Origin of the sequence: Mesorhizobium sp. C399B, assembly GCF_030323185.1 — a bacterium.
Classification (GTDB): domain Bacteria; phylum Pseudomonadota; class Alphaproteobacteria; order Rhizobiales; family Rhizobiaceae; genus Mesorhizobium.
Map to the genome: position 1 here is coordinate 4,351,063 of NZ_CP100472.1, position 23,004 is coordinate 4,374,066.

Genomic DNA, 23,004 nt, shown 5'->3' on the forward strand with positions numbered 1-23,004 from the left:
ATGCGCGTCGTGGTCGATCAGGATCTGTGCGGAACGACGGGGCAGTGCGTGCTGACGCTGCCGGGCGCCTTTCGCCAGCGCGAACCGGATGGGGTGGCCGAAGTGTGCGTGGCGACGGTCCCGCAGGCGCTGCACGCCGCCGTGCGGCTTGCGGCCAACCAGTGCCCGGTCGCAGCCATTCGTGTCATCGAAAGCGACGCTGGCCATGACGAGCGCGCCAGCGCCGACCCTGCGCCTTCTCCGGTGGAGGCCGAGCGGCATGCTGCGAAAGACCAATGCAATTCAGGAGACACGATGGGACGGTTTGAAGGCAAGGTGGCCGTGGTGACCGGCGCCGGCGCCGGCATCGGCAAGGCATGCGCTCTCGCCATCGCGCGCGGGGGCGGCAGAGTGGTGGTGGCCGACATTGATGGCTCGGCGGCCATCGCCTGCACCGCGCAGATCGCGGCCGAAGCAGGCCACGCGCTGCCCATAGCCATGGATATCGCCGATGAGCAGGCGGTGGCAGCGCTGTTCGAGACGGCGGAGCGGCACTTCGGGGGGGTCGACCTGCTGGTGAACAATGCGAGCGCCATGCATCTGACCCCGCGCGACCGCGCCATCCTCGACCTGGACCTGGCGGTATGGGACCAGACCATGGCGACCAATCTGCGCGGCACGCTGCTCTGCTGCCGGCAGGCCATCCCACGGATGATCGCCCGCGGCGGTGGCGCGATCGTCAACATGTCGTCGTGCCAGGGGCTCAGCGGTGACACGGCGCAGACGTCCTACGCCGCGTCGAAGGCGGCGATGAACATGCTGTCGGCCTCGCTCGCCACCCAGTACGGTCACTCTCAGATCCGCTGCAACGCGGTTGCGCCGGGTCTTATCATGACCGAGCGTCTCCTCGCCAAGCTGGACGAGTGCATGCAACGGCATCTGCGCCGGCACCAGCTCCTGCAGCGCGTCGGCCGCCCCGAGGATGTGGCCGCGCTGGTGGCGTTCCTGCTCTCCGACGATGCTGCGTTCATCACCGGCCAGCTCGTGTGCATCGACGGCGGCATGCTGGCGCATGTGCCGACATATGCCGACGGTGGCAACAGCTGCGCCGCGCGCCCTGCAGGCGACACCGAATCGGCGGCGGCGGCGCGCTGCTGATGGACATGCTGCTCAATCCACTCAACCGTCGGCACCGGCTGCGATGCGACATCCCGGTCATGCCTGGCGCTTTCCCCCTGGTCGGGCATCTTCCCGCCATTGTCTGCGACCTGCCGCGCCTGCTGCGGCGCGCGCAACGCACGCTGGGCAGCCACTTCTGGCTGGATTTCGGCCCTGCCGGACATCTGATGACCTGTGTGGATCCGGACGCATTCTCTCTGCTCAAGCACAAGGACGTGTCCTCGGCGCTGATCGAAGAGATCGCGCCCGAATTGCTTGGCGGAACGTTGGTTGCCCTGGACGGCGGCGCGCACCGGCAGGCGCGCGATGCCATCAAGGCAGCGTTCTTGCCCAAGGGGCTGACCCAGGCCGGGATCGGCGACCTGTTCGCGCCGGTCATCCAGGCGCGGGTGCAGGCGTGGCGCGCCCGCGGCGAGGTAACCATCCTGCGCGAGACCGGCGACCTGATGCTGAAGCTCATCTTCAGCCTCATGGGAATCCCCGCGCAGGACCTGCCGGGATGGCATCGCAAGTACCGGCAATTGCTGCAGTTGATCATCGCGCCACCGGTCGACCTGCCCGGATTGCCTTTGCGGCGCGGCCGCTCCGCCCGCGACTGGATCGACGCGCAGTTGCGCCGGTTCGTCCGCGATGCGCGCGCGCATGCCGCGCGCACCGGGTTCATCAACGACATGGTGAGCGCTTTTGACAGCAGCGACGGTCCGCTCTCCGATGACGTCCTGGTCGCGAATATTCGCTTGCTGCTGCTTGCCGGTCACGACACCACTGCCTCGACGATGGCCTGGATCGTGATCGAGCTGGCGCGGCAGCCTGTGCTGTGGGACGCCCTGGTCGAGGAGGCGCAACGCGTGGGCGCCGTGCCGACCCGGCACGCGGACCTGGCGCAGTGTCCGGTCGCCGAGGCGCTGTTTCGCGAGACACTGCGCCTGCATCCGGCGACCACGCTCCTGCCGCGTCGCGCGCTGCAGGAATTGCAACTCGGCCAGCGGCGCATTCCCGCGGGCACCCATCTATGCATCCCGCTGCTGCATTTCTCGACCTCGGCGCTGCTGCACGAGGCGCCTGATCAGTTCCGCCTGGCGCGGTGGTTGCAACGCACGGAGCCGATCCGGCCCGTGGACATGCTGCAGTTCGGTACCGGCCCACACGTCTGCATCGGCTACCACCTGGTATGGTTGGAAATGGTGCAGTTCTGCATCGCCTTGGCGCTGACCATGCACAAGGCCGGGGTGCGGCCGCAGTTGCTGAGCGACGTCGAAAAGGGCCGGCGCTATTACCCGACCGCACATCCGTCAATGAAAATTCGAATAGGCTTTTCATGAGCTGGCATCGCATGCGCTGTGTGGCAAGGCAGCGGCGCCGGCGGGACGCGGCATTGCGGCACTCAGCGCACGCACTCGTGTGACGCCGGCAACACCGTGACGGCTTGCGCTCGCCGTGGCCGTCTCAGCTACAAGGACATCAACAACATGCAGACCGGTTCCACTCCACGCGACCGAATAGGCGTTTCCGCATTCGGCGGATTGGGCGCGCAGGCGCGCGGCGCCTCTGGCGGGCTGCTCCCGGAGATCTGGATGCAGGACGGCGCAAAGCGGGTCGAACAGGCGCTGGCGCGTCTGCTCTGCGCCGAAGACGACGGTAAGACAGAGCTGATGGCAGCCATGCGCTACGCCACCTTGCATGGCGGGAAGCGCACCAGAGCCTTGCTCTGTCTGGCTGCCGGCGCGCTGGCGGGCACGCCGGCGCACATGCTCGACGACGTCGGCGCCGCCATCGAGATGATGCACGCCTGTACCCTGGTCCACGACGACCTGCCCGCGATGGACGACGACGTGCTTCGCCGCGGCCTTCCGACCGTGCACGTAAAGTTCGGCGAAGCCACTGCGATCCTGGTCGGCGATGCGCTGCAGGCCCACGCCTTCCTGACGCTGGCGAGCCTGGATGCGCCGGGCGACAATCGTATCGCGCTCGTGCGCGAACTGGCGCAGGCGGTGTCCGCGGAGGGTGCCGCAGGCGGGCAGGCGATGGATCTGTCGCTGGTCGGAAAGCACGCCGGGCTGGACAGGATCCTGGCGATGCACGGGATGAAAACCGGAGCGCTAGTGCGCGCGTCGGTTCGCATGGGCGCGCTATACTCCATCGCGGAGGATGCCGCGCACGCTGCGCTGTATGCTGCGCTCGATCGCTATACCGCCTGTTTTGGCCTGGCGTTGCAGGTGGCCGACGACATTCTCGACGCGACGGCGGATACCGCGACTCTTGGCAAGACCCCCGGTAAGGACGCGGCGGCGCAGAAGCCGACCTGCGCGTCGATCATGGGGTTGCAGGCTGCGCGCCAGTTCGCCCTGTACTTGTTGCACGACGCCGGGGACGCCATCGCCCCTCTGGGGCCGCGTGCGGAAGGGTTGGCGCAGATGCTGCAGCGGGCCAACGTCTATCTGTCCGCGCCATACGCATGAGCGGCCCATCCGTAAGGACTCGCCCCTGTGCTGGTGCGATCGGCCGGCGGGCGCTGCATGCTGCACTGTGTCCGTGTCGGCAGCGACGTGCGCGGCGTCTGCCCGTTTCTGTTCTCGTTAGCCCTCTGCAGAAGGAACATCCCGCGTGAACGCGCTGTCCGAACAGATCCTTTCCGAATTGCGTCACTTGCTGAGCGAGATGAGCGACGGCGGCAGCGTCGGTCCGTCCGTCTACGACACGGCGCGAGCTCTGCAGTTCGACGGCAACGTCACCGGTCGGCACGACGCATACGCGTGGCTCATCGCGCAGCAACAGGCCGATGGCGGATGGGGAAGTGCGGACTTCCCGCTGTTTCGCCATGCGCCTACCTGGGCGGCGTTGCTGGCATTGCAGCGTGCCGATCCTCTTCCTGGCGCTGCCGACGCAGTCCACGCTGCAACCCGGTTCCTCGAGCGCCAGCCCGATCCCTACGCGCATGCGGTGCCGGAAGACGCGCCCATCGGCGCGGAGCTGATCCTGCCGCAGTTGTGCGACGAGGCCGCATCCTTGCTGGGTGGCGTGGCGTTTCCGCGCCACCCGGCGCTGTTGCCGTTGCGGCAAGCACGCCTGGCCAAGCTGGGGGCAGTTGCGACGTTGCCGAGCGGCCATCCGTTGCTGCACTCCTGGGAAGCCTGGGGGACGTCGCCGGCCACCGCATGCCCGGACGACGACGGCAGCATTGGCATCAGTCCAGCGGCCACCGCCGCGTGGCGTGCGCACGCCGTGACACAGGGAAGAACGCCGCACGTCGGGCGCACCGACGGGTATCTGCAGGCGGCATCGCGGGCAACGCGCACCGGCATCGAAGGTGTCGTTCCCAACGTCTGGCCGATCAATGTGTTCGAGCCATGCTGGTCGCTGTACACCCTGCATCTGGCCGGTCTGTTCGCGCATCCCGCGCTCGCCGAGGCGGTGCAAGTGATCATCGCGCAACTCGACGCCCGCCTCGGAGCGCGCGGTCTGGGCCCTGCCTTGCACTTCGCGGCCGATGCGGACGACACCGCCGTTGCGTTGTGCGTCCTTCGCCTTGCAGGCCGCGACCCCGCGGTCGATGCGTTGCGCCATTTCGAAACCGGCGAGCTGTTCGTCACCTTCCCCGGCGAGCGCAATGCCTCGGTGTCGACCAACATCCATGCCCTGCATGCGTTGCGAATGTTGGGAAAGCCCGCCGCCGGCACCAGCGCCTACGTCGAGGCCAATCGCAACCCTCATGGTCTATGGGACAACGAAAAATGGCACGTTTCGTGGCTGTATCCCACCGCGCATGCGATTGCTGCGCTCGCGCAAGGCAAGCCCCAGTGGCGCGACGAGCGCGCGCTGACAGCGCTGCTGCAGGCGCAGCGCGATGACGGCGGCTGGGGCGCCGGTCGCGCGTCCACATTCGAGGAAACCGCCTATGCGCTGTTCGCGTTGCACGTGATGGACGGGAGCGAAGAGCCGACAGGGCGCCGGCGCATCGCGCAGGCGGTGGCGCGTGCGCTGGAGTGGATGCTCGCCCGCCATGCGGCGCATGCATTGCCGCAGACGCCGCTGTGGATCGGCAAGGAACTGTATTGCCCCACCCGGGTGGTGCGCGTGGCCGAACTCGCCGGGTTGTGGCTGGCGCTTCGTTGGGGGCGGCGCGTCCTGGCCGAGGGAGCAGGAGCGGCGCCATGATCCAGACCGAACGCGCGCTGCAGCAGGTGCTGGAGTGGGGGCGTTCCCTGACCGGGTTCGCCCACGAGCATGCCGTGGAAGCGGTCAGGGGCGGCCAGTACATCCTGCAGCGCATCCACCCGAGCCTGCGCAACACCAGCGCCCGCACCGGCCGCGATCCGCAGGACGAAACGCTGATCGTGGCGTTCTATCGCGAACTGGCGCTGCTGTTCTGGCTCGACGATTGCAACGACCTTGGCTTGATCGCGCCGGAGCAGCTCGCCGCGGTGGAGCAGGCGCTGGGGCAGGGCGTGCCGTGCGCGCTTTCCGGATTCGAGGGCTGTGCTGTGCTGCGCGCTTCGCTCGCCGCGCTCGCCTACGATCGTCGCGACTATGCTCAGCTTCTCGACGATACCCGGTGCTACTGCGCGGCGTTGCGCGCCGGACACGCGCAGGCGGCAGTGGCGGAACGCTGGTCCTACGCCGAGTACCTGCACAACGGCATCGATTCGATCGCCTACACGAACGTGTTCTGTTGCCTGTCGTTGCTGTGGGGGCTGGACATGGCGACCTTGCGCGCGCGTCCGGCGTTTCGCCAGGTCCTGCGGCTCATCTCCGCGATAGGGCGCTTGCAGAACGACCTGCATGGACGCGAAAAGGATAGATCGGCCGGCGAGGCCGACAACGCGGCGATCCTGCTGCTGCAGCGCTATCCCGCCATGCCTGTGGTGGAGTTCCTCAAGGACGAGTTGGCCGGCCACACACGCATGCTGCACCGGGTGATGGCGCAAGAACGCTTTCCCGCGCCGTGGGGACCGTTGATCGAGGCCATGGCGGCCATCCGCGCGCAGTACTACGAGACCTCAACCAGTCGCTACCGCAGCGACGCTGCGGGCGGAGGCGAGCGTGCGCCGGCCTGAACGCGCGGGAGACGGCGGCGTCCGCGCGCTGCCGTCGGTCCGATCCGACGCAACGCCCTCGCCCGATGACGCGGAAGGAGCGAGCATCAGCGACACCAACCTGAGCCGGCGCAAGGACGACCACCTGGACATCGTGCTGGATCGGCGAACGGCACGGGCCAAGGCCGCTGGCTGGGAGTACATTCGTTTCGAACACTGTGCATTGCCCGAGTTGGACCTGACGCAGATCGACCTCAGCGCCTCGCTGCTGGGCAAGACCATGCGCGCGCCTCTGCTGATCAGCTCCATGACCGGCGGCATGCCACGCGCCGAGGCCATTAACCGCCATCTGAGCGAGGCAGCGCAAGCCTTGGGGATCGCCATGTGCGTCGGTTCGCAGCGCGTGAGCCTGCAATCCCGCAACTCCCAGGGGCTGACGCGCGCGCTGCGCCGCCTGGCCCCAGACGTTCCCTTGCTGGCCAATATCGGCGCCGCGCAACTGCGCCAGCCCGACGGCCTGGACCTCGCGCGCCGGGCGGTGGATGCACTGGAGGCCGATGGACTCATCGTCCATCTCAATCCGCTGCAGGAAGCAGTACAGCCGGAGGGCGACCGCGACTGGCGCGGCGTCCTGGCGCAGATCGCTCGCGCCGCGCGCAGCGTGGGCGTGCCGATCGTGGCGAAGGAAGTGGGGTCGGGCCTGTCCGCCTCGGTGGCCTGTGCGCTCGTCGAGGCGGGCGTGGCGGTGATCGATGTCGCCGGCGCCGGCGGCACCAGCTGGGCCGCGGTGGAGGGCGAGCGCGCCCCCGATGCCGCCGACCGCGCAGTGGCAATGGCATTCGCGGATTGGGGGATTGCGACCCCGGCCAGCGTGCAGGCGGTCCGTCGGGCCCTGCCAGCGGTGAAGCTGATCGCGTCGGGCGGGATCAGCGACGGCGTCGACGTGGCCAAGGCCATCCGCTTGGGCGCGGACATCGCCGGGCAGGCAGCCGGCGTGCTGCGCGCCGCTACGGTATCCACCGAGGCGGTTGTCGCGCATTTCGAGATCGTCATCCGCCAGTTGGCCGTCGCCTGCTTCTGCACCGGCTCGGCTGATCTGGCGGCGTTGCGTCAGGCGCGCTTGTTGCCCTCGGCGCACCTGCCCGCCGGTTGATGCCGGCGCCGCCCGTACGTGCGGCGGGAGCCTAGTCTTCAGAAAGTCTCGGAAGCGGGGGATTTTCGCGCTGTGTTCGGGGGCTGCTTCGTGATCGGGGAGGCACCCCGCCATGCCCCTAACGGACAGCCGAGAGTAAAGCGGTATTCGACGGCTAAGTCGATGCTTGATCAGGGTGACCGGTCACGCAGAGCGAGAAGCCCCTAAAAGGGTCGGAACACCAGGTGCGGCGGGAGACCGGCAGGAGCAGATGGTACAAGGCCATTGCGATCAAGGAGTGGCGATCACATTGACCCCAGTCAGCGCGGCCGGCCGTATGAACGAGAAGAGACGAGCGATTTCAGCCGCCGGACCCCTTGATTTAACATTCCGGTGATTTCGGAGCGCTGATCGGGCGTCAGCTTCGGACGGCGTCCACCGTCGGGGGCGCCAAATGCAGGAGGATTGATCTCTTTACGTATCATAAGGCTGATGCATGATATGGGAACAGATCATAACGTGTTGACTCCATCACTGGATAAGATACTTTGCCATATCATCCAGCGTTGGAATGGAACGTTTACGTATCATATGGACCCTCAATCGGAAATTCTACGCGAAATCGGTGGGCTTTTCAGGCAGGCGAGGCTGGCCGCTGCGATGACGCAAGAGCAGGTCGCTGATTTGGCGGGTATATCCCGTCCCCGATATCGCGACATCGAAAAGGGAGCCGCAGCCGCGCGTGCAACAACGCTCATGAATATCGCTCGCGCGCTCGGTCTGGAAATGATGCTGGTTCCGCAAGTCATGGTGCCGGCTGTCCAGGCTCTATTGCGTCCGCATGATGATGGCGATCGACCGGCCTTTGTTTCTCAACCTGACGATGACGATCATGGCCCCAGTATTTCGCGCACCTAAGACGATCCCGTCGCTGGACGTGCTCTTGAACGCAGTGAAGATCGGCACAATCGTCAGGACGCCGGGCGATTTCAATGCATTCAACTTCGATGAGGCCTACCGCGCGACGGGCGGCTTTCCGGTTCTCAGCCTGTCGTTCCGGGCAGCGACGGGAGGATTGCGGAAAGATCCGAAGCCTGTGGCAAGCGCCTTGCCCGCTTTTTTCGCGAACCTCCTGCCGGAGGAGAAATTGCGCGAGGCGATGGAAAGGCACCACGAAGGCAATGTGCGGCCAGGCAATGACTTCGACCTTTTAGCGGCATTAGGCGCCGATCTGCCGGGAGCCGTACGGGCGTTGCCCAGTGACGGCGCGATAGCGGTTTCGCAGGATGCTTCAAAGGATCAGCCCAAGGCACGGTTCTCGCTTGCCGGCGTGCAGATGAAGCTGTCGGTCATGAAGAACATTGGAAAAGGCGGCGGCCTTACCTTGCCGATGGACGACGAGCAGGGCCGGTACATTGCCAAGTTCCCTTCGACGGCCTTTCCGGGCGTTTCCGAGAACGAATTCGCCAACCTGGCGCTGGCCGCAGCAATCGGCATGCAGGTTCCTGAATGCGAACTGGTCGAGAAGTCCGATTTTGAGGGCGTTCCCGAAGAATTCAATACGCTGTCGGAAGGCAAGGTCCTTCTCGTCAAACGCTTCGATCGCGGCGCCGGTGGCGAGAGGATACACATCGAGGATTTCGCTCAGGTCTTCGGTGTCTACCCCTCGCGCAAATATGAGGGAGCTGCTTATCACGACATAGCCTTGGCTCTTGGCGTGGCCGTCTCGCCTACGGCGGCTCTCGAGTTCGTCCGCCGCCTGGCACTGACCGTCATCACCGGCAATGGCGACATGCACCTGAAGAACTGGTCTTTGATCTATCCAGGTAAGGGCGACAAGCCGGCGCTTGCACCAATCTACGACGTCCTGTCCACCGTGCCATATATTCCCGCCGACGCCATGGCGCTGTCGCTTGGAGGAGAGCGCTCGTTCAAGGCGCTAGCAGCACCGCGATGGAAAGCATTTGCGAACCGTGCACGGCTTCCGGAGCCAGCAGTCCTGAAGGCAGTGGTCGAGACGGTCAAACTCGTCAACGAACACTGGTGGCATCTGCCTGAGCGTGATGTCGTCGCAGCGAAAGTGCTCGAGCGGATCGACGAACATGTGAAGGCGATGACGCCGATACTGAACTCCTGTGCCGACAAGTGAGCCGAGACCCCTCGAGTTGCTGATCTAACGGACTATCCGCCCTGGCACCGGATGAGTGGCCGCGGACGATGGTATGCCAGCGTCGCGCGCAGGATTCTACGCAGTCTCGACGAGGACACGCGAGACGAAGCACGTCAGCTCGCGGGCACAGAAAGTTTAGCAGCTTCCCGCAAGTAGGTTGAGATGCTGTTCGTCCACTTCAACATAACGATGCGGTTCAAAATGCGGTGACTGAGGATCGCGATCCGACGCTTTGTGTCGCCAATGTCGCGTCCGCTACACGGGCTGTTCCGACGATCCTTTCTTGGAACTCAAGCTAAACCCCTGAAAAGAAACCATGAAATTATTCTTCGGTTTGATCAGCCAAATTGGCATGAGTCTTGAGATCCTTAGGTGCGAGGCGGCTACAGCTGCCCGACCGGCATTCAAGTCGCGGCAGCCGCGATGAATGGGAACGAAGGAAGGAAAGCTACATGTCAGGTTTGCGTCAGATCGCCTTTTACGGCAAGGGCGGCATCGGCAAGTCCACCACCTCCCAAAATACGCTCGCCGCCCTTGTCGACCTCGGGCAGAGAATCCTCATCGTCGGCTGCGACCCCAAAGCCGACTCCACCCGCCTGATCCTGAACGCGAAGGCGCAGGATACGGTCCTGCATCTCGCGGCAGAGGAAGGTTCGGTGGAAGACCTGGAACTCGCGGACGTGCTCAAGGTCGGCTACAAAGGCATCAAATGCGTGGAGTCGGGCGGACCCGAGCCAGGTGTCGGCTGCGCCGGCCGCGGCGTGATCACCTCGATCAACTTCCTCGAGGAGAACGGCGCCTACGACGATGTCGACTATGTCTCCTACGACGTGCTCGGGGATGTGGTGTGTGGCGGTTTCGCGATGCCGATCCGCGAGAACAAGGCCCAGGAAATCTATATCGTCATGTCCGGCGAGATGATGGCGCTCTATGCCGCCAATAACATCGCCAAGGGCATCCTGAAATATGCCCATTCGGGCGGCGTGCGGCTCGGCGGCCTGATTTGCAACGAGCGCCAAACCGACCGCGAGCTCGACCTCGCCGAAGCGCTGGCTTCCAGGCTCAATTCCAAGCTTATCCACTTCGTGCCGCGCGACAACATCGTCCAGCACGCCGAGCTCAGGAAGATGTCTGTGATCCAATATGCGCCGGATTCCAAGCAGGCCGGGGAATACAGGGCGCTGGCCGAGAAGATCCATGGGAATTCGGGCCAGGGCACCATCCCCACCCCGATCACCATGGAGGAGCTCGAGGACATGCTGCTCGACTTCGGCATCATGAAGACGGACGAGCAGATGCTTGCCGAGCTTCAAGTCAAGGAAGCGGCCAAGGCGGCCGCACAGTAGCGACCGCTGCCGACATGAGGCGCCGCCTGACCTGGTGCGCCTTTCAAAGAACGGCGCCTCGTCTGTGAGGCGTCACCCTGAACCTTGAAAGGGGTCCCATGAGCCTGGAATATGAGAATGACGGTGCCCTCCATGCGAAGCTTATCGAGGAGGTGCTGTCGCAATATCCTGACAAGTCGGCGAAGCGCCGCAAAAAGCACCTCAGCGTCGCAAAGAGCGGCGACGAGGCTGGCGAGGAAAGCGAGGTCCTTTCCGAATGCGATGTCAAATCGAACATCAAGTCAATCCCCGGCGTGATGACGATTCGCGGCTGCGCGTATGCCGGCTCGAAAGGCGTGGTGTGGGGTCCAGTCAAGGATATGGTCCATATCTCGCACGGGCCGGTCGGCTGCGGGCAATATTCCTGGTCTCAACGCCGCAACTACTACGTCGGCACGACCGGCATCGACACGTTCGTCACGATGCAGTTCACCTCCGATTTCCAGGAGAAGGACATTGTTTTCGGCGGCGACAAGAAGCTCGAACGGATCATCGACGAGATCGAGGAACTGTTTCCGCTGAACAAGGGCATGACTGTGCAATCCGAATGCCCGATCGGCCTGATTGGCGACGACACCGAAGCTGTGTCCCGCAACAAGGCCAAGGAGCACGAGAAGACAATCGTGCCGGTGCGCTGCGAGGGCTTCCGCGGCGTCTCGCAATCCCTCGGCCACCACATCGCCAACGACGCGATCCGCGACTGGGTGTTCGAGAAGAAGGAAGTGGAGTTCGAGGCCGGCCCGTACGATGTCAACGTGGTCGGCGACTACAATATCGGCGGCGACGCTTGGGCTTCGCGCATCCTGCTTGAGGAGATGGGCCTGCGCGTGGTCGGCAACTGGTCGGGCGACGCTACGCTGGCCGAAATAGAGCGGGCGCCAAAGGCGAAGCTAAATCTCATCCATTGCTACAGGTCGATGAACTACATCTGCCGGCACATGGAGGAAAAGTATGGCATCGCCTGGATGGAGTACAATTTCTTCGGCCCCTCCCAGACTGAAGCCTCTCTGCGCAAGATAGCCAAGCACTTCGGGCCGGAAATCGAGGCCAAGGCCGAGGTGGTCATCGCCAAATACCGGCCCTTGGTCGATGCCGTAATCGCCAAGTACCGGCCGCGCCTCGAAGGCAGGACGGTGATGCTCTATGTCGGCGGGCTGCGCCCCCGTCACGTCGTCACGGCATATGAGGACCTGGGCATGGTGATCGTCGGCACTGGCTACGAATTTGGCCATAACGACGACTATCAGCGCACCGGCCACTACGTGAAGAAGGGCACCCTGATCTATGACGACGTGACTGGCTACGAGCTGGAGAAGTTCATCGAGGGGATCCGTCCTGATCTCGTGGGCTCCGGCATCAAAGAGAAGTACCCGGTCCAGAAGATGGGCATACCATTCCGTCAAATGCATTCCTGGGATTATTCCGGCCCGTATCACGGCTACGACGGCTTCGCCATCTTCGCCCGCGATATGGATCTGGCCATCAACAACCCGGTCTGGAACCTCTACGACGCCCCCTGGAAGAAAAAAGCCGAGCCGTCGGCGGCGATCGCAGCCGAATGAAAACCTGGCCTCCCGGAAGCCGGGAGGCCGTGAACGCCTGTGGCCTTTGTCCGCGGGAGACCTGAAAACGTTTCGACGTCCCTGTGCCGCCGTATGGCGGGCCAGGTGGAAAAGAGGTAACCACCCATGCCGCAGTCGGCTGAAAAAGTTCTCGACCACGCGCCCCTGTTCCGCGAACCGGAATACAGGCAGATGCTCGCCGAGAAGAGGCTGAATTTCGAATGTCCGCACCCGGACCAGATCGTTACCGACCAAGGCGAATTCACCAAGACGTGGGAATACCGCGAAAAGAACCTTGCTCGCGAAGCGCTTGTCGTGAACCCCGCCAAGGCCTGCCAGCCGCTCGGCGCGGTGTTCGCGGCCGCAGGCTTCGAGCGAACCATGTCCTTCGTCCACGGCAGCCAGGGCTGCGTGGCCTACTACCGCTCGCACCTATCGCGCCATTTCAAGGAGCCTGCTTCGGCGGTTTCCTCCTCGATGACCGAGGACGCGGCAGTGTTCGGCGGCCTGAAGAACATGGTCGATGGGCTCGCCAACACGTACCAACTCTACGACCCGAAGATGATCGCCGTCTCGACCACTTGTATGGCGGAGGTCATTGGCGATGACCTGCACAGCTTCATCGAGAACGCCAAGGACGAAGGCTCGGTCCCGCGCGACTTCGACGTCCCCTTCGCCCATACGCCGGCCTTCGTCGGCAGTCATGTCGATGGCTACGACGTCACGCTCAAGGGGATTTTGGAGCATTTCTGGAAAGGCGAGGAGCGAACGGAAGCCGAGGCGACCATCAACGTCATTCCGGGCTTCGACGGATTCTGTGTTGGCAACAACCGGGAACTCAAGCGCCTGCTCGACCTGATAGGCGCGTCCTATACCTTGATCCAAGACGCCTCTGACCAGTTCGACACGCCGTCGGACGGCGAATACCGCATGTATGACGGCGGCACGAAGATCGAAGACGTGAGGAAGGCACTCAACGCCGAGGCTACATTTTCGCTACAGCATTACAACACCCGAAAAACACTCGAGTATTGCCAGGGGGTAGGGCAGGCGACGGCCTCGTTCCATTACCCGCTCGGCGTCCAGGCGACCGACGACTTCCTGATGGAGGTCTCCGCGATTTCCGGCAAGCAAATCCCCGAGGCAATCCGCCTGGAGCGCGGCCGACTTGTTGACGCCATGGCGGACAGCCAATCCTGGCTCCACGGCAAGAAATACGCCATCTACGGCGATCCAGACTTTGTCTACGGCATGGCCCGCTTCATCATGGAAACGGGCGGCGAGCCGACCCATTGCCTCGCCACCAACGGCACCTCGGCGTGGGAAGCAGAGTTGAAGGAGCTGCTTGCATCATCGCCCTTCGGCAAGGGTGCTCAAGTCTGGGGGGGCAAGGACCTCTGGGCATTGCGCTCGCTGCTCTTCACCGAGCCGGTGGACCTGCTGATCGGCAACTCCTATGGCAAGTATCTGGAGCGCGACACGGGCACGCCGCTGATCCGGCTGACGTTTCCGATCTTCGATCGCCACCATCACCATCGGTTTGCGCTGATGGGCTACCAAGGCGGGCTGCGCGTACTGACGACAATCCTGGACAAGATCTTCGACAAGCTCGATCGCGAGACAAGCGAGACGGGCGTGACGGACTATTCGTATGACCTCACCCGCTAAGCTTGACGGTCGGCTTTGGCCGATCGTCTTCCCGAGGGACTTTGGAGACCGACGCAATGTCCTCGCTCAGAGCCAAAATCCAGGATGTCTTCAATGAGCCCGCCTGCGAGCAGAACCGCGACAAGGTTGCCAAGGCGCGCAAAAAGGGCTGTTCGAAGCCACTGACCCCCGGAGCGGCGGCCGGTGGCTGTGCCTTCGATGGCGCCAAGATCGTACTGCAGCCGATCACCGACGTCGCACACCTGGTCCATGGGCCGCTCGCCTGCGAGGGCAATTCCTGGGACAACCGCGGTGCGGCTTCGTCCGGGCCAACGCTGTGGCGCACAAGCTTCACGACCGACCTCACCGAACTCAATGTTGTGATGGGGCAGGGCGAGCGGAAGCTCTTCAAAGCGATCCGGGAGATCAAGGAAGCGTATGGGCCGCCGGCGATCTTCGTCTATTCGACCTGCGTGACGGCGCTGATCGGCGACGACATCGAGGCTGTCTGCAAGCGCGCGGCGGAAAAGTTCGGCTTGGCCGTTGTGCCGGTCAATGCGCCGGGCTTCGTCGGCTCCAAGAATCTTGGCAACAAGCTTGCCGGCGAGGCGTTGCTCCAGCATGTCATCGGCACGGCCGAGCCCGACGATGCCGGTCCTTACGACATCAACATCCTTGGCGAATTCAACCTCTCCGGCGAATTCTGGCTGGTGAAGCCGCTGCTGGATCGGCTCGGGATCCGGGTGCGCGCCTGCATTCCGGGTGACGCACGTTACGTCGACATTGCCGGCGCGCACCGCGCCCAGGCGGCTATGATGGTGTGCTCGGCCGCGCTCATCAATCTCGCCCGCAAGATGGAGAAGCGCTGGGGCATCCCGTTTTTCGAGGGCTCCTTCTACGGCATCAGCGCCACGTCTGAAGCGCTCCGACAAATATCTCAGCTGCTCGTGAAGAAGGGTGCCGATCCGGAGATCCTCGGCCGTACCGAGGTATTGATTGCAGAGGAAGAGGCGATCGCCTGGAAGAAGCTAGCCGCCTACCGGCCGAGGCTCGAAGGCAAGCGCGTGCTGCTCAACACCGGCGGTGTGAAGTCCTGGTCGGTCGTCCATGCGCTGATGGAGATCGGGATCGAGATCGTCGGCACCTCTGTCAAGAAGTCGACCGTCGAAGACAAAGAGCGGGTCAAGCAGATCCTCAAGGACGACAACCATATATTCGAGCAGATGGCAGCGCGCGAGCTTTACGCCATGCTCTCCGAACACAAGGCCGATATCCTGCTATCAGGCGGGCGCACGCAATTCGTCGCTCTGAAGGCCAAGACACCCTGGCTCGATATCAACCAGGAGCGCCAACACCCTTACGCCGGCTATGACGGCATGGTGGAACTCGTACGCCAGATCGACATCGCCATTCACAATCCGATCTGGGCGCAGGTGCGGGAGCCGGCACCATGGGATTGCCAGCCTGCGGTAAGGGAGGAACGGCCGCGCACGAGAAGCGATACCGTGACCTTGCATGCTGTCCAGGAATTCGCCGGCACGACAGCCGACGATTTCGGCGAGTGTTGAGGAAAGCCGATGGTCCGCATCCTTCCCCAGACCCAAGCGGCGGCGGTCAATCCGCTGAAGTCATCGCAGCCGCTGGGTGCCGCCTTGGCCTTTCTTGGCGTCGAGGGCGCGATGCCGTTGTTCCACGGCAGCCAAGGGTGCACCAGCTTCGCGCTCGTGCTCTTCGTGCGACATTTCAAGGAAGCGATCCCCTTGCAGACGACGGCGATGGACGAGGTGGCGACGATCCTCGGCGGGGCAGACCATCTGGAAGAGGCGATCCTCAATCTCAAGGCCCGCACAAAGCCAACGCTGATCGGGGTCTGCACCACGGCGCTGGTGGAAACCCGGGGCGAAGACTGCGCAGGAGATATCGCCAATATCAGGCTCAAGCGCATGGAAGAACTCGCGGGTACGGAGGTGGTGCTAGCCAACACACCGGATTTCGACGGCGCGATCGAAGAGGGCTGGGCCAAGGCTGTCACCGCTATGATCGAAAGGATTACGCGGCCCGGCGAGCAGGCGCGGCAGTCGAAGAAAATCGTGATCCTGCCTGGCTGGAACCTCACTGTGGCTGACATCGAGCATTTGCGTGAGATGGTTGAAAGCTTTGGACTGAAGCCGGTGATTCTGCCGGACATCTCCGGCTCGCTCGACGGTGCGGTGCCCGACCGCTGGGTCACGACCACCTATGGCGGCACCAGCGTCGAGGATATCCGCGAGCTTGGCATGGCTGTGCAATGCGTCGCGATCGGGGAGCATATGCGCCGCCCGGCCGAGCTGCTGCAGAGGTTGACCGGCGTGCCTTACGTGCTGTTCCGGTCGCTGACTGGATTGAGGGACGCCGACCGGTTCGTCTCGCTGCTGTCCGCAGTTTCGGGCGAGGCGGCGCCGGCTGAGGTGCGCCGTCGGCGGGCGCAGTTGCAGGACGCGTTGCTCGACGGACATTTCCACTTTGGAGGCAAGAAAATTGCGATCGCTGCTGAACCAGACCAACTCTACCAACTCGCGAGCTTCTTCATCGGAATGGGCTCCGAAATCGCGGCGGCGGTCACAACGGCCGCTATATCGAAAATTCTGGAGGAAGTGCCGGCGCAGTCGGTTCAAATCGGCGATCTCGGCGATTTGGAAGCGCTTGGCGCCGGCGCTAATCTTCTCGTTACTCATTCCCACGGCCGCCAGGCGGCGCAGCGCCTCGGCATTCCGCTCATGCGGGTCGGCTTCCCGATCTTCGACCGGCTCGGGGCCCAGCACAAGCTCACAATCCTCTACCAGGGGACCCGCGACCTGATCTTCGAGGTTGCCAACATTTTCGAAGCCAACCGGCGCGCGGCGACGCCTGAGGCGCTTGATCCACTCCGTAAGCGAGAAATGCCAGATGAGCTCCGTCCGTCGCCTCTCGCTCGTCACTGACGAGGTTCACGCACCGACGCCGGAACGCCAAGCCGGCGCATTGCGCGTGGCAATGGCCACGCAGGACATGAAGAACATCAACGCCCATTTCGGCTCGGCCAGGCGCTTTGCTGTCTACGACGTGATGCGCGAGGAGTGGAAGCTCGTCGAAGCCGTGGCCTTCGATGACGTTTCCGACGAGAGCGGGAAGCACCGAACTGAGGGCGATGACCGCATCACCCCGAAGGTGGAGGCGCTGAAGGGCTGTCATCTCCTGTTTTGTCTGGCGATCGGCGGACCTTCGGCAGCCAAACTTGTTTCCGCAAAGATCCATCCGATCAAAGTCCCGCAGCCCCAGACCATCCAAGAGGTGCTGTTGCGCACGCAGATGATGCTCAGGACGTGTCCTCCCCCTTGGCTGCGCAAGGTGCTGGCGCAGGCAGGTGTCGCTGAACAGAAACCCTCCTTCGAGGACGAGGGCTGAAATGAGGAGTGAGCGAAATGTTTGAAGCCGCTGTTAGCCCTGCCGCCACCGAGGACGAGGCGGCCCTTGCCACCCCGTTCGTCAAATGCCTCGTGCGGTTGATCCGTGCCAATGATTCCCACGGGTCATGGGAAGGCAAATCGGACCCCGAGCTGCTGGGCGACTTCATCATCACCAGGGAACAGCGCCGTGCAATTCCAATCATCGGCGATCCCGATCCGGACGTGCTGTGGAGGCTCGATAAGTTCTACACCGCCGTCGGGCTTGCGATTGAGGAGCGCACGGGCCTGATGGCATCGCCGATGATGGAGATGAGCCATGAGGGCTTCGGGCGCGTGCTCTTCACAGCCGGGCGGTTGGTCGTTCTGTCAAAGACCCTGCGCGACGTCCACCGGTTCGGTTTCGAGACGTTCTGGAAGCTCGCCGCGGCCGGTACCAAACTGGCCGGCGATGCCACCGCAGCCATTGAGGCTCATCCCGAGGTGGCGCGGGCGTGATGCAACCGACTTTCGATCGAGGGGATCATGTCAGGTGATGCTCAGGACGTGTCCTCCCCCTTGGCTGCGCAAGGTGCTGGCGCAGGCAGGTGTCGCTGAACCGAAACCCTCCTTCGAGGACGAAAGCTGAAATGAGGAGTGGGCGAAATGTTTGAAGCCGCTGTTAGCCCTGCCGCCACCGAGGACGAGGCGGCCCTTGCCACCCCGTTCGTCAAATGCCTCGTGCGGTTGATCCGTGCCAATGATTCCCACGGGTCATGGGAAGGCAAATCGGACCCCGAGCTGCTGGGCGACTTCATCATCACCAGGGAACAGCGCCGTGCAATTCCAATCATCGGCGATCCCGATCCGGACGTGCTGTGGAGGCTCGATAAGTTCTACACCGCCGTCGGGCTTGCGATTGAAGAGCGCACGGGCCTGATGGCATCGCCGATGATGGAGATGAGCCATGAGGGCTTCGGGCGCGTGCTCTTCACAGCCGGGCGGTTGGTCGTTCTGTCAAAGACCCTGCGCGACGTCCACCGGTTCGGTTTCGAGACGTTCTGGAAGCCCGCCGCGGCCGGTACCAAACTGGCCGGCGATGCCACCGCAGCCATTGAGGCTCATCCCGAGGTGGCGCGGGCGTGATGCAACCGACTTTTGATCGAGGGGATCATGTCAGGTCTTGAGGACATTCGGTGGCCAGCCCTCTCAATTGAGGCGGTCCAGGCCGATATGGTTCTTGGGGTAGCGCTGATGAAGCCAGGGGTACTGATCTGTTCGCAAGATGCGGAGTTGTATCTGTACTACAGCCACATTCTGGGGGTGGATGGCTTCAGGATTGAACTGGCCAGAAGCGTGGAGGAAGCGCTGGCATTAGCCAGTGAACGGGAGCCGCAGGCCGTGGTGCTGGACTGCCAGCCGGCAAGCTCGACAGGGTCTACCATCTGTGCCCAGCTCAAGGCGGAGTTCCGGAACAGAGGCCTGCTGGTTATTGCGCTGATCGCGCCCGGCGCCGAAAACCAGCAGCTCGATCTCTTGAAGGCAGGTATTGACGAGAGCTTTGTGCGGCCCTTCACGCCGGCGATGCTGCTCGACTATCTACGCACGAAGCTGGCGCTACCGAAGCCGGGTTCAAACGGGATCGAAAATGGCAGCTGGCTCTGCTGCGGCAGCCTTGAGATGAAGCTCGATGCCCACCGAGTTCGCGGCAATGGCCACGACATCCACCTCGGACCTCTCGAATTCAACCTGCTGCGGCAATTTCTTGAGGCTCCCGGCAAGGTCTTCAGCCGAGACGAGCTGATCGACGCGGCCTGGCCGGACAATATCCATGTCGGTGAACGCACTGTCGACGTCCATATCAGCCGGATCAGAAAGGCGCTGAAGGCTGCCTCGCCAGGTAGCGTCATTCGTACTGTCAGGTCTGCCGGCTACTCGCTCGAGAAGCTTGACGACTGAATCGCGAACGGATGGTGTGCCACTCTCCGACTTCGTTGGAAGGCAAGTCTTGCGGTTCGAAACGCGCTACGGGCCCGACATCTAAGGGGGAAGCAGTCAGATGGCCTTCAAGAAAATACTCAGTGTGACGGGAGCTGACCATTCCGATCAGGACGTCGCAATAGCTGCTCGCTTGTGCGCCGAGGTCGGCGCGTATCTTTCCGTACTAATTATATCGCCTCCGCCGCTCCTGATGTCGCCTCCGCTTATTGGGTCCCCTCCGCCGTTGGGCGGTGGCATCCCCGAGTGGTCTAGATATCGCACACACCACATTGCCGCACGGGAACAATTTTCACAGGAGATGGCCAACCTGGAAAAGACATGCAGGGAAATTCACAAAGTGCTGAGAGCCACGTGGCGCTGCTATGATGTCGACACCGAACACTGCGACAAGGCTGGCGTCGGTGACGCGGTGCGACAGCGGGCGCTCTGCACCGACCTGACAATCGTCGGCCCCGCACTTCTCAACGAGACTAGTCTCGGACCCCTTGTTATCAACGGCAGCTTGTTCGACACGGGAAAGCCGGTGCTTGTCTTACCGGAGGGCGCTGAGGCGACTCTGTCTCCACGGCGCGTGCTGGTCGGCTGGGATTCGCGAGTCGAGGCGTCCCGTTCGATTCGAGAAGCGCTGCATCTGCTAGCCGGTGCTGAGGAAGTTCGTGTCGCAGTCGTCGATCCGGAGGCGACCTGCACCGGAAACGGCGCCGAGCCGGGAGCCGACATCGCTGCCTATCTCACTCGGCACGGTGCTCGGGTTTGGATCGACCGGCTGGCGAGCCGCGGCAAACCGGTGGCCAAGGTGCTAGCGCAGCATGCAATCGACACGTCTGCCGACGTGATCGTCATGGGCGCTTATGGCAGCCGCCGGTTGCGTGAGCGGCTCTCCGGTAGCGTGATAAGATGGATAGTTGGCACGCCTTTGCCGCTGTTTTTGGCCCGCTGACGGGTTCTGAAGTAGCACCGATGCTGTTCCAAGCTCTACTCCCCTGGTCACCTACCCTGATGCGAAGTCGGAGGAAGGTCGCCGCAAACGAGCAGGTTTCGCGAAGCTCATGAGCAACTTGGAAGCGCCGTCGCGAAGCACATTCCCCGGACGCCTCTAACGCGCTCGGTGTCTGCTCGCCGAGACAACCCGTAACGCGCAGACAAACGGCCGGGCAGAAGCCCAGGCGTCCTCAATGCGCTCAAACACAGATACTCGAGCCGGCGTCAGGTCGAGAAAGAGAGTCGTTTCAGCGCGGCAGGCCGCGTTCGGACCATTGCCTCTTCGTACTAGCGTTATCACGATTTCCCTCACCACTGGCCGGGAACGGAACACGGCAACGACCGTGCAGCGGCCAACGCACCGACCTTCGAGTCCGGCGGTCGGGCTCTTGCCGGCCCTCGGCGCGAACGGTGGCATCAATCACGTAGCATCGCCTGGGATGGTAGCCGTCAGCGGCGAGGGCGGCCGCATCTTCGGCGTTTTCAGTCTGCCTTGGCCCATCGCGTGGCGACCTAGCGGCCTTCAGGCGGGCCAAATTCCGACAACGCTCACATTCGCACCAGGTGGTCCCTGTAGGGCCTGCGCACAGGGACACAGAACAACAAAAGTAGGATCCGGGAGAGTCACCGGCCCGGCACAGGCCGGCACTCATCCTGGCCCTCTTCCCCACGATCATCATCTGGCGATAACGGTACTCGCGACCCGCAGCCGGACATAACCGGCGTCGTCGTGAAGAACTCCTGCGTCGCCAGCAGGAATTCAAGCGCAAAGCGGAAGAGGTAGGGCAGAGGCGATGCTCGGATGGAGCGGCGCCTGCAATCGCAATGGCGTTGCGCTACCACTTGAGCGACCGAACGACAAGAAGCTCAAGCAAAGCTTGAGGCGGACGATGATGACGAGGCTGGCGGCAGCCAACGCGGTCATGCATCTGTTGGTCCCTATATGTCGAGACGTCGGTGGCCACGCTTCTGCGCCGACGGGAAGCGGGTGATGCGTGTCCAAGACCTGACAGTGGCGGAAAATATGTCGCGTCCAATACAACCGGCGATCTTGGGCGCCACAGAAATTTTTCAAAGCATAATCAAGCATTTACCGCACGGCTGAGCGCGTTGGCACGGCCTTTGCGAATTGAGATTCAGCAACACTGAGTGAAGGCTGACTGCACGCAGATGCGCAAGACGAACAATGCTCTCCCTTCGTTGAACCCTCGTGCCCCGTCTCAAAGGGGAACAAGCTTGCGCATAAGATCACGCAACCTTTGGCGACAGCTTTGGAGGGCAAGATGATGTTGCGGATGGGGTCACCGGCTCCTTCGATCAAAGTGGAGGACTGGCTGCGTGGCGAGCCCCTTGCGGACTTCCAGCCCGGCAAAGTCTATATTATCGAATTTTGGGCAACGTGGTGCGAACTATGTGCGGCGGAGATGCTCGAGCTGATGCAGCTACAGGAGAAATACAAGGACAGCGGACTTGAGGTCGTCTGGATCGCGGCTGATGAAGACGCTCCAACGGCCGTCGAGGCCCGGACCAAGTTGGACGCGTGGTTGGCCGAAAAGTGCCCGGATCTGAATCATCGGATTGCGTTCGACGTCACAGGCGAAATGAAGAAGCTTTGGAGGGAACCCAGCTTTTGCGTCGGGGTTCCGACCTCGTTCGTGGTCGACCGGGACGGCTGCATCGCCTTTATCGGTCATCCGAGCCAACTCGGTGAGGTTTTGCCGAAAGTGCTCAACGGCAGCTGGCCTACCAGCAACAAAGCGAAAGCGGCCGATCAGGAGCGGATCGCCACAAGCGAACCCCTGGCGCTCGAACAAACGCTGAAGAAGCCGATCGATGACAGGTTCTGGGCGGCGGTGAAGCTGGAAGATTGGAAGACGGCGCTCTGGGCGATCGAAGAGGGCATTGCCTCGATGCCGGACGACCTCAATTTCCGCCTGGCCCATGCACATCTGTTGCTTCACAAAATACAAGACATGTGGACCGGCTTGCCCGTGATGCGCCAGTTGGTTCGCGACGCGATCGACAAAAATTCCGAGGATTGGATGGTTTCGGCGCTAGACCAACTTTTCCATCCGGCCAATGACCATTCGCGCCTTCCCCCTGCTGAGCGCTTCGCGATGGGCAAGGAGCTGTCCGAACACATCCTGGCGCTGAATCCCCCGCAAGGCGACAGCCCTAAGTACCGGTCTTATCCGGCTGTCGCCCGGTACTATCACGAGAACGGCAACAATGATCGCGCGATCGAGTTGGTCGAACTGGCACTGACGTCGCTGGACGGTCCGGAGCCTATCCCGGCCGAATTGAAAGAGCAGCATCTGCCGGATTTGCTGCAGGCCCTCGCCAAGTACAGGGGTGCGAAGGCTTGTTGCGGCGCTCTCTTTGCCGCTGCGCAAAACAGTTTCCCGAAGGTGCCAAAGCGCGGTCGGCCGAGGAAGAAAGATAAAAAAGGGTAATTGCAAGGAGGTCCATGCAGCACCTGGTCGATCGTTTGCAGCAGGATCGAGGCTCCAATCTTCATGGCCTCCCGCATTGCG

Annotated in this window: 19 protein-coding genes and 2 pseudogenes; all 21 read left to right on the forward strand. The window is 63.0% G+C overall.

All coding sequences use genetic code 11. The features are described from left to right. Positions 1–126, forward strand: a pseudogene (locus NLY36_RS31585) (ferredoxin); the annotation flags it as partial. 168 nt (positions 127–294) lie between these two features. Then, entirely contained in the window at positions 295–1,137 is an 843-nt protein-coding gene (locus NLY36_RS20795; protein WP_023736338.1) for an SDR family oxidoreductase, read from the forward strand. Next, positions 1,137–2,480, forward strand: a complete 1,344-nt coding sequence (locus tag NLY36_RS20800; protein ID WP_023736339.1) for a cytochrome P450 — start codon at positions 1,137–1,139, stop codon at positions 2,478–2,480. Before NLY36_RS20795 ends, NLY36_RS20800 begins: the two co-directional genes overlap by 1 nt. A 147-nt stretch (positions 2,481–2,627) precedes the next feature. Beyond that, the gene (locus tag NLY36_RS20805) at positions 2,628–3,617 is read left to right on the forward strand and encodes a polyprenyl synthetase family protein (protein ID WP_023736340.1); all 990 of its coding nucleotides are present in this window, start codon (positions 2,628–2,630) and stop codon (positions 3,615–3,617) included. 145 nt (positions 3,618–3,762) lie between these two features. Next, positions 3,763–5,313: a hypothetical protein gene (locus NLY36_RS20810; RefSeq protein WP_023736341.1), complete on the forward strand. Its 1,551-nt coding sequence runs from the start codon at positions 3,763–3,765 to the stop codon at positions 5,311–5,313. Beyond that, positions 5,310–6,212 carry a terpene synthase family protein gene (locus tag NLY36_RS20815; RefSeq protein ID WP_023736342.1) on the forward strand — a complete coding sequence of 301 codons (903 nt, stop codon included), beginning with the start codon at positions 5,310–5,312 and terminating at the stop codon, positions 6,210–6,212. The genes NLY36_RS20810 and NLY36_RS20815 overlap by 4 nt, the downstream gene beginning before the upstream one ends. 28 nt (positions 6,213–6,240) lie before the next feature. After that, positions 6,241–7,344 carry a type 2 isopentenyl-diphosphate Delta-isomerase gene (fni, locus tag NLY36_RS20820; RefSeq protein ID WP_502882039.1) on the forward strand — a complete coding sequence of 368 codons (1,104 nt, stop codon included), beginning with the start codon at positions 6,241–6,243 and terminating at the stop codon, positions 7,342–7,344. A gap of 570 nt (positions 7,345–7,914) precedes the next feature. Beyond that, positions 7,915–8,241 (forward strand): helix-turn-helix domain-containing protein, encoded by a 327-nt coding sequence (locus NLY36_RS20825; protein WP_084026245.1) that lies wholly within the window; start codon positions 7,915–7,917, stop codon positions 8,239–8,241. Continuing rightward, positions 8,216–9,472 carry a type II toxin-antitoxin system HipA family toxin gene (locus tag NLY36_RS20830; RefSeq protein ID WP_023736344.1) on the forward strand — a complete coding sequence of 419 codons (1,257 nt, stop codon included), beginning with the start codon at positions 8,216–8,218 and terminating at the stop codon, positions 9,470–9,472. Before NLY36_RS20825 ends, NLY36_RS20830 begins: the two co-directional genes overlap by 26 nt. 473 nt (positions 9,473–9,945) lie before the next feature. Next, complete coding sequence (nifH, locus tag NLY36_RS20835) at positions 9,946–10,839, forward strand: nitrogenase iron protein (protein ID WP_023706403.1); 894 nt, start codon at positions 9,946–9,948, stop codon at positions 10,837–10,839. A 98-nt stretch (positions 10,840–10,937) separates the two neighbouring features. Further along, complete coding sequence (gene nifD / locus NLY36_RS20840) at positions 10,938–12,440, forward strand: nitrogenase molybdenum-iron protein alpha chain (RefSeq protein ID WP_023736345.1); 1,503 nt, start codon at positions 10,938–10,940, stop codon at positions 12,438–12,440. 126 nt (positions 12,441–12,566) lie between these two features. After that, on the forward strand, positions 12,567–14,108 hold the full coding sequence (gene nifK, locus NLY36_RS20845) for a nitrogenase molybdenum-iron protein subunit beta (protein ID WP_023736346.1): 1,542 nt from the start codon (positions 12,567–12,569) through the stop codon (positions 14,106–14,108). Positions 14,109–14,164: 56 nt separating this feature from the next. Next, the gene (nifE, locus tag NLY36_RS20850) at positions 14,165–15,655 is read left to right on the forward strand and encodes a nitrogenase iron-molybdenum cofactor biosynthesis protein NifE (RefSeq protein WP_023736347.1); all 1,491 of its coding nucleotides are present in this window, start codon (positions 14,165–14,167) and stop codon (positions 15,653–15,655) included. Between the two features lie 9 nt (positions 15,656–15,664). Continuing rightward, a complete protein-coding gene (gene nifN, locus NLY36_RS20855; RefSeq protein WP_023736348.1) occupies positions 15,665–17,047 on the forward strand; it encodes a nitrogenase iron-molybdenum cofactor biosynthesis protein NifN in 1,383 nt (460 codons plus the stop codon). Then, positions 17,013–17,510, forward strand: coding sequence for a nitrogen fixation protein NifX (gene nifX, locus NLY36_RS20860; protein WP_023736349.1), 498 nt, complete (start codon positions 17,013–17,015; stop codon positions 17,508–17,510). Before nifN ends, nifX begins: the two co-directional genes overlap by 35 nt. A 17-nt stretch (positions 17,511–17,527) precedes the next feature. Then, complete coding sequence (locus NLY36_RS20865) at positions 17,528–18,007, forward strand: NifX-associated nitrogen fixation protein (protein ID WP_286461356.1); 480 nt, start codon at positions 17,528–17,530, stop codon at positions 18,005–18,007. Positions 18,008–18,038: 31 nt separating this feature from the next. Then, positions 18,039–18,137 (forward strand): annotated as a pseudogene (locus NLY36_RS20870) (nitrogen fixation protein NifX); the annotation flags it as partial. A gap of 17 nt (positions 18,138–18,154) precedes the next feature. Beyond that, complete coding sequence (locus NLY36_RS20875) at positions 18,155–18,634, forward strand: NifX-associated nitrogen fixation protein (RefSeq protein WP_286461357.1); 480 nt, start codon at positions 18,155–18,157, stop codon at positions 18,632–18,634. A 27-nt stretch (positions 18,635–18,661) separates the two neighbouring features. Then, positions 18,662–19,447, forward strand: a complete 786-nt coding sequence (locus tag NLY36_RS20880) for a response regulator transcription factor (protein WP_031249271.1) — start codon at positions 18,662–18,664, stop codon at positions 19,445–19,447. Between the two features lie 340 nt (positions 19,448–19,787). Then, complete coding sequence (locus tag NLY36_RS20885) at positions 19,788–20,429, forward strand: universal stress protein (RefSeq protein WP_245260281.1); 642 nt, start codon at positions 19,788–19,790, stop codon at positions 20,427–20,429. 1,324 nt (positions 20,430–21,753) lie between these two features. After that, on the forward strand, positions 21,754–22,923 hold the full coding sequence (locus NLY36_RS20890; protein WP_023736354.1) for a TlpA disulfide reductase family protein: 1,170 nt from the start codon (positions 21,754–21,756) through the stop codon (positions 22,921–22,923). Positions 22,924–23,004: the final 81 nt, after the last annotated feature.